Below are 6,873 nucleotides of genomic sequence, written 5' to 3'. Positions count from 1 at the left end.
CCCGCCGACCCCGCGCGCCGCACCGCCGCCGGTTCCGGCTCCCCGTCCGCGGCCGCCCCCACGACCACCACGGAGCCCGGCCGGGACCGCGAGCGGGACCGCCGGCGGATCGACGACCTCATCGGGCGGATGACGCTGGACCAGAAGATCGGCCAGCTGTTCGTGATGCGGGTGTACGGCCATTCGGCCACCCGCCCCGACCCCGCCGATGTCGCGGCCAACCGCAAGGAGATCGGCGTCGCCAACGCCGCCGAGCTGATCGCGAAGTACCACGTGGGCGGGGTGATGTACCTCGGCTGGGCCCACAACATCCGCGACCCCCACCAGGTGGCGGCGCTCTCGGGCGGCATCCAGAAGGCCGCGCTGGCCTCCTCCGTGCCCGTCCCCGTCCTGATCTCCACCGACCAGGAGTACGGCACGGTCGCCCGGATCGGCGCGCCGGCCACGCTGTTCCCGGGTGCCATGGCGCTCGGCGCGGGCGGCAGCGCGGCCGACGTCCGTACGGCCGCCCGCACCGCAGGTGCCGAACTGGCCGCGCTCGGCATCCGGCAGGACTACGCGCCGGTCGCGGACGTCAACGTCAACCCCGCCAATCCAGTGATCGGCGTGCGCTCCTTCGGGGCCGATCCGAAGGCCGTGGCCCGGCTGGTGGCGGCCCAGGTGGCGGGCTATCAGGCCGCCGGGGTCGCGGCCACCGCCAAGCACTTCCCCGGCCACGGCGACACCAGCGTGGACAGCCATGTCGGACTGCCGGTGATCACCCACTCCCGGAAGGAGTGGGAGCGGCTGGACGCGCCGCCGTTCCGGGCCGCGATCGAGGCCGGAATCGACTCGATCATGACGGCGCATCTGCTGTTCCCCGCACTCGACCCGGCCGACGACCCCGCCACGCTCTCCCGGCCCATCCTCACCGGTGTGCTCCGCGAGGAGCTGGGCTACGACGGGGTGGTGGTCACCGACTCGCTGGGCATGCAGGGGGTGCGGAAGAAGTACGGCGACGGCCGGGTGCCGGTGCTCGCGCTCAGGGCGGGCGTGGACCAGCTGCTGAACCCGCCGGACCTGGCGCTCGCCTTCCAGGGCGTGCGCGAGGCCGTCCGGGCGGGCGAGCTCAGCGAGGACCGGATCGACCGGTCACTGTGGCGCGTCCTGGAACTCAAGGCGCGCCGGGGGCTGTTCGACGATCCGTACACCAGCGACCGCGCGGTCAACCGCACGGTGGGCACCCGGGAGCACCGCGCCACCGCCGACCGGATCGCCGAACGCACCACCACCCTGATCACCAACCGCGGCGGGCTGCTGCCGCTGTCGCCGGACCGCCATCGCGAGCTGCTCGTGGTGGGCGTGGACGCGCCCGCGCCCTCGGGCACCGGCGGCCCGCCGACGGCCGTCCTGGCCCGTGCGCTGTCCGGGCTCGGCTTCCGGGCGGAGGCGCTGCCCACCGGCACCGCCGGCTCGCCCGGCCCCTCGGCGGAGCGGATCGCGGCGGCGGTCGCGGCGGCGCGGGGGCGGGACGCGGTGGTCGTGGCGACGTACGACATCGTCGCCGGGTCCACCCAGCGCACCCTGGTGGCGCGGCTGGTGGCCACCGGTGTGCCGGTGGTGCATCTGGCGCTGCGCAATCCGTACGACATCGCGCGGCTGGGCGGGCGCGGCACGGCCCCCGGGGCGTCGCTGGCCACGTACTGCTGGACGGACGTGGAGCTGCGCGCCGCCGCCCGGGTCATCGCGGGACGGACCGCCCCGCGCGGCAAGCTGCCGGTCGCCGTGCGGGACGCGGACCACCCGTCCCGGGTGCTGTACCCGATCGGACACGGGCTGACGTACTAGCGGGCCTGCCGTCGAAGGGGCGCCCTGCCCCTGCTCCCCACGCCTGGCACGGCACCTCGCCGCGTTGGCGCATCGCCTACGTACGCCCCGTACGAGGGCGATGCGCCGCCTTGCGAGCGTCCCCCAGCTACCACTGGGAGGTGCCCCCCGCACCGGACGCCGCTCGCGGCCGGACGTCCCCTTCGACGACGGGCCCCAGCCCGCGCCCGGGGCAGCGGGGTCTGGGGCTGGGGCTGGAGTTGGGGCTGGGCCTACGGGCGCAGCACCGGCTCGCGCTCGGGCTCGTGGCGGTCGAGCCGGGCGTCGTGCCGGGCGAGCGGCTTGCTCGTCGGGCTGACGCCCGCCCACCGCTGCACCTCCGCCGTGGCCCTGGCCTTCTCCACGGCGGCCAACTGGGCGATGTTCGAGCCGTGGTTGCCGCCGGCGACGGTGTACACGTAAGCGTCCTCGGTGCCCTTGCCGACCTCGAAGCGCTCGGAGCCCCACGGGTCGTTCTGCCCGTAGACGAAGAGCATCCGCCGGGCGTCGTGCCGCACCCAGCGGTCGATGTCCCGCATCGCGCCCGGCTGGAAGCGCATCGGGATGTCGCGCGGCACGTAGTTGCGCGGGGCGTAGATACCGGGGTAGCGCAGCAGCCCGTCCAGGTGCGGGGTCTCGAACGTGGGCGAGCCGAGCTGGGTGCCCGCCTGGTAGTAGTACGGCGTGTAGGTCTCCAGGCCCTGGTCGGTGTAGGCGGAGAAGCCCGAGATGTCGTCGATGAAGCCGTACAGCTCGTCGGTCGAGGCGGTCGGGGCGGGGACGTCCGCGCAGTCCTTCAGCAGGTGGTACTGCCAGAAGGCCCACACCAGGTCCAGCACGACGTTCTCGTACGCCCGGTCGGCGCTGCCGACGACGGTGAAGGTCTGGCCCTCGTCGTCCGCCCACTTCTGGTAGCGCTTGACGATCTCGTCGCGGCGCACCAGCGCCTCGCGCTGCACCGCGTTGAGCTTGTCGCGGCAGGCGGCCGTGCCGACGCCCGCGAAGAAGCGGTCGTAGGCGGAGTCCTCCTGGTCGACCACGTCGTTGGGCGCGACGTACGCGATGGTGCCGTTCATGTCCCGCGGGTAGAACCGGCGGTAGTAGGTGGCCGTCATACCGCCCTTGCTGCCGCCGGTGGCCAGCCACTTCTTGCCGTAGACGGGCTTGAGGGCCCGGTAGAGGCGGTGCTGGTCGCTGGCGGCCTGCCAGATGTCCAGCTTGGACCAGTCGGCGGGCTGCGGCCGGGAGGGGGTGAAGTAGCGGTACTCCATCGACACCTGGTTGCCGTCCACGATCTGGGTCGGCTCGCTGCGGCGCGGTGCGGTGCTGACGTTGTAACCCGAGGTGTAGAACACCGTGGGCCGGTCGGTGGCCTTGTGCAGCAGGGTGAACCGCTGCTGGAAGGTGCCCTTGGCGGGGTGCCGGTGGTCCACCGGCTGGGTGTAGGTGAAGACGAGGAAGCGGTAACCCTCGTAGGGCTGCTCCTCGACGAACCGCATTCCGGGAATGGCCAGGACGCGTTTTTTGATGTCCGGCTGGGCGGGGGCGGCCGGTTCCGCGGACGCGCTGGTGGCACCAGCGCCGACCGCCCCCATCAGTATCGCGAGCGACAGCAGCCATCTGAGCACCTTGCGCATGCACTCTCCCCTTGTTGACATTTCAGGCCCTCGCTGCCGTCCCGGCACGTGTTCGCCGTGACGGCCCTCGCTGCCCGTGAATTCGCACAGACCGCCGAGAACCTATCCGGGCACACACGGGGGTGGCCAGAGGCTGCCGGAACTCCAACCCGACGCCGAATACGGAGAGTTGTTACCGTCGCCCTCTTTCGTAGCGGGCTGTGATGGCTCATGCTGCCTGTATGGACCGAGACGAACGGCACGACCGGAGTGAACGGGCCGAGCGGCTGACGCGGTATCTGAATGAATTGCAGGAACGAATCGATCCTCGCTCGCTGGAGCTGCTGATGCGGCTGCTGCGCGAGCTGAGCACCTCCCCGGCCGTCCGCGGAGGGACGTACGAACTCGGCATGGGGCCGGAGGAGAAGGAGCTGTTCACCCCCGCTCTCCAGGCCGAGCTGCTGGTGTTGTTCGGGCTGCTCACCTCGCAGGACGAGCGCGTGGTGGTCGACCTCGGCGACAGTCCGCACGCCAAGGGCATGAAGGTGCTGGTGCCCCAGGAGCGGGCCCAGGACCCGGAATTCCTGTACCGCCACAAGCAGCGGGTGGCGGCCGAGGCGGAGCAGCGGGAGCGCGACCGGCGGGAGGTGGAGGGCATAGCGAGGGCAAGCGGCATGGAACCGTAACGCGTTACCGAACGTGACATCGGGCGACCGCCGAGCGTTACCGGCCGTAAGGTCACCGCGCGGCCCAGGACCGGTGCGCACCGCCCCCTGCGACGCGGGTCCGCCGCACCGCCCCCTGCGACGCGGACCCACATTCGGCGCGCTGCCCCTGCGCGACGCGGACCCACCGCGACGCGGACCCACACGACACGGACCCACACGACGGGCCGTACCCACGCACCCGGTTACGCGGGTCACCCGGCGCACCACCCCTGCCACGTGGGCCATACCCATGCGCCCAGTTGCGCGGGTCACCCGCCGCACCGCCCCAGCGACGCGGGCCCACCCGGCGCGCCACCACGCCACGGCGGGCCCACAGACGCGGGCCAACACCCACGCACCCGGATACGCGGGTCACCCACCGCACCACCCCCGCGACGCGGGCCCACCCGGCGCGCCACCACGCCACGGCGGGCCCACACGACGGGCCGTACCCATGCACCCGGTCGCACGGGTCACCCGGCGCACCACCCCCGCCACACGGGCCCACCCGGCGCGCCACCACGCCACGGCGGGCCCACACGACACGGGCCAGCGGCGGTTTCTAGGCGACGGCGGGGGCCGTCTCGCCCATGAAGGTGCGCCACAGGGTGGCGTACCGGCCGTCCCGGGCCACCAGCTCCTCATGGGTGCCGTCCTCGACCACCCGGCCGTGGTCCAGGACCACCACCCGGTCCGCGCGGGCCGCGGTGGTCAGCCGGTGTGCGACCACCAGGGTGGTGCGCCGCCCCGTCAGGCGGTCCGTGGCCTGGTTGACCAGGGCCTCGGTGGCCAGGTCGAGCGCGGCCGTGGCCTCGTCCAGCAGCAGGATGTCCGGGTCGACCAGCTCGGCGCGGGCCAGCGCGATCAACTGCCGCTGCCCGGCGGAGAGATTGCGCCCGCGCTCGGCGACCTCGTGCAGATAGCCACCGTCGAGCGATGCCACCATCTCGTGCGCGCCGACCGCCCGCGCGGCGGCCTCCACCTCCGCGTCGCTCGCGTCGGGGCGCCCGTAGGCGATGGCGTCGCGCACCGTCCCGGCGAACAGATACGGCTCCTGCGGGACCACGCCGAGATGGCCGCGGTACTCGGTGAGGTCCAGCTCGCGCAGATCCGCACCGTCCACCCGCACCGCGCCCCCGGTGGGGTCGTAGAACCGCGCCACCAGCTTGACCAGGGTGGACTTACCGGCTCCGGTCTCCCCGACGAACGCCACGGTCTGTCCCGCGGGGATCGTGAGCGAGATGCCCGCCAGCGCCTCCTCGCCGTCCCCGTACCGGAACCGCACGTCCTCAAAGGCGATCTCGCCGCGCATCGCGCCCACCTCGCGCGGGGCGTCGGCGACCGGCGTGGTGGTGGGCTCGCGCAGCAGCTCCTGGATGCGGCCGAGCGACACCGTGGCCTGCTGGTAGCCGTCGAAAACCTGGGAGAGCTGCTGGACGGGGGCGAAGAACAGGTCGATGTAGAGGAGGTAGGCCACCAGCGCGCCCGTCGTCAGCGTCCCGTCCCCGACCCGTCCGGCGCCCACGATGAGCACCAGCGCGGAGGCCACGGACGACAGCAGCTGGACGAACGGGAAGTACACCGAGATCAGCCGCTGACCGCGCAACCGCGCCTGGCGGTAGGCGTCGCTGCGCGCCGCGAACCGCTCCCGGCCGGACCGCTCCCGCCGGAACGCCTGCACGATCCGCAGCCCCGCCACGCTCTCCTGCAGATCCGCGTTGACGACGCTCACCCGCTCACGGGCCAGCTGGTACGCCTTGACGCTGCGGCGCCGGAACAGCACGGTGCCGATGATCAGCGGCGGGAGGGTCAGGAACACCACCAGCGCGAGTTGCACGTCGATGACGAGCAGCGCCACCAGGATGCCGAAGAAGGTCAGCAGGCTGACGACGGCGGTGACCAGGCCGGTCTGGAGGAACGTCGAGAGCGCGTCGACATCGGTGGTCATCCGCGTCATGATCTTGCCGGTCAGCTCGCGCTCGTAGTAGTCCAGACCGAGCCGCTGCAACTGCGCGAAGATCTTGACGCGCAGCGCGTAGAGCACCCGCTCACCGGTCCGCCCGGTCAGCCGCGTCTCGCCGACCTGGACGGCCCACTGGGCGAGGACGACGAGGAGCGCGAGCCCGGACGCGGTCCACACCGCCCCGAGCGCGAGCCGCTGGACGCCCTGGTCGATACCGTGCCGGATGAGCACGGGCAGCAGCAGCCCGGCGAGCGCGTCCATGGCGACGAGCAGCAGCGCGAGCGCGAGCGGCGCCCCGAAACCGCGCAGCAGCCGCCGCAGCCCGTACGTCTCCTCGGCCCGGGTGGCCGCCTCCTCGTCGATGTCGGGCGTATCGGTGGCGGGCGGCAGCGCGGCGACCTTGGCGAGCAGCTCGGGCGTGGCGGGCATCCCGGACAGCGCCCCGGCCATCCCCGGCCCGGCCACGGCTGCCACCGCCGGCGCGCCCGCCTTACGGCCGTCACCGGCGGGCCGCACCCACAGCTCGGGAGTCACCTGCCGCCCACGAGCCGCCCCGGCCCCGCCGGGCCGGGCCCCCGGCCCGCCACTGGACACCCCGGCGAACCCCGCCCCATCGCCGTCCCCGGCGCGGGCGTGATCGGGGTCGTCCCCGGCACGGACGTGGCCGGAACCCTCCCCGGTACCACGCAGGGCCCCCCGGTCTTCACCACTGCCATCGGGCCGCACCCACGACTCGCCCGGC

The 6,873-nt window shown here is 73.3% G+C and carries 4 protein-coding genes; 2 read left to right on the top strand and 2 right to left on the bottom strand.

Annotation, left to right across the window (positions count from 1 at the left end; genetic code table 11):
- Positions 1–1,827: glycoside hydrolase family 3 protein (locus tag AXW62_RS08450; RefSeq protein WP_060943955.1), on the top strand; the 1,827-nt coding region annotated here is incomplete at its 5' end.
- A gap of 251 nt (positions 1,828–2,078) precedes the next feature.
- Here AXW62_RS08450 and AXW62_RS08445 read toward each other — a convergent pair.
- The gene (locus AXW62_RS08445; protein WP_060943954.1) at positions 2,079–3,482 is read right to left on the bottom strand and encodes a S28 family serine protease; all 1,404 of its coding nucleotides are present in this window, start codon (positions 3,480–3,482) and stop codon (positions 2,079–2,081) included.
- A 221-nt stretch (positions 3,483–3,703) separates the two neighbouring features.
- Here AXW62_RS08445 and AXW62_RS08440 point away from each other — a divergent pair, with 221 nt between their 5' ends.
- Positions 3,704–4,147, top strand: coding sequence for a hypothetical protein (locus AXW62_RS08440; RefSeq protein ID WP_030841670.1), 444 nt, complete (start codon positions 3,704–3,706; stop codon positions 4,145–4,147).
- Between the two features lie 583 nt (positions 4,148–4,730).
- Here the strand turns inward: AXW62_RS08440 and AXW62_RS08435 are convergent.
- The coding region (locus AXW62_RS08435) for an ABC transporter ATP-binding protein (protein WP_252368542.1) at positions 4,731–6,873 on the bottom strand (2,143 nt) is incomplete at its 5' end.

This window comes from Streptomyces hygroscopicus subsp. hygroscopicus, assembly GCF_001553455.1.
Lineage (GTDB): Bacteria > Actinomycetota > Actinomycetes > Streptomycetales > Streptomycetaceae > Streptomyces > Streptomyces hygroscopicus.
This window is presented reverse-complemented; position numbering and strand designations above follow the sequence as displayed.